Origin of the sequence: Streptomyces gottesmaniae, from assembly GCF_031845845.1 — a bacterium.
Taxonomy (GTDB): Bacteria; Actinomycetota; Actinomycetes; order Streptomycetales; family Streptomycetaceae; genus Streptomyces; species Streptomyces akebiae.
Window position 1 is genome coordinate 1 of record NZ_JAVRFJ010000100.1, and the last position, 832, is coordinate 832.

Here is an 832-nt window from a genome sequence, read left to right on the forward strand (position 1 = left end):
GGCGACGGCGGCCTGCAGCGCGTCGACCTTCGGCACGACCAGGTAGTCGGCGTACTCGGCGGCGTCGTGGGTGAGGACCTTGACCGCGCCGTGCTCGGCGAGCGCGGCAGCCGTGTCACCGGCGCCGCTGCCCAGCGCGACGGCGACGGGCTCGCCGATGCGGCGGGCCAGGGTCAGCAGCTCCAGGGTGGGCTTGCGGACGGCACCGTCCACGTGATCGACGTAGACGAGAACTTCAGCCATGGGACTTCTTCTCTCCTGCTTGCGAAGATGAGGGGCGGTCAGCCGTACCGGGCTCAGATGAACTTCTGGCCCGCGAGGAACTCAGCGAGCTGCTTGCCGCCCCCGCCCTCGTCCTTGACGATCGTGCCCGCGGTACGGGCCGGGCGCTGGGCCACGCCGTCGACCGTGGTGTAGGCGCCCTCCAGACCGACCTCCTCGGCCTCGACGTCGAGCTCGGACAGGTCCCAGGTCTCCACCGGCTTCTTCTTCGCCGCCATGATGCCCTTGAAGGAGGGGTAACGCGCCTCGCCCGACTGGTCGGTCACGGACACGACCGCCGGCAGGGACGCCTCCAGGTTCTCGGAGGCGGCGTCACCGTCGCGGCGGCCCTTGACCACACCGTCCTCGACGCAGAGCTCGGACAGCAGCGTCACCTGCGGCACGCCCAGCCGCTCCGCCAGCAGCGCCGGGACGACACCCATGGTGCCGTCGGTGGACGCCATGCCGGAGATCACCAGGTCGTAGCCGGCCTTCTCGATCGCCTTCGCCAGCACCAGCGAGGTACCGATCGCGTCGGTGCCGTGCACGTCGTCGTCCTCGACGTGGATCG

Annotated in this window: 1 protein-coding gene and 1 pseudogene; both read right to left on the reverse strand. The window is 70.6% G+C overall.

Annotated features, from left to right (window positions below; genetic code table 11):
• A pseudogene (locus RM704_RS44560) lies at positions 1 to 243 on the reverse strand (electron transfer flavoprotein subunit alpha/FixB family protein); the annotation flags it as partial.
• A 53-nt stretch (positions 244 to 296) separates the two neighbouring features.
• Positions 297 to 832, reverse strand: a 536-nt coding sequence (locus tag RM704_RS44565; protein ID WP_311593569.1) for an electron transfer flavoprotein subunit beta/FixA family protein, incomplete at its 5' end; no start/stop codon positions are given.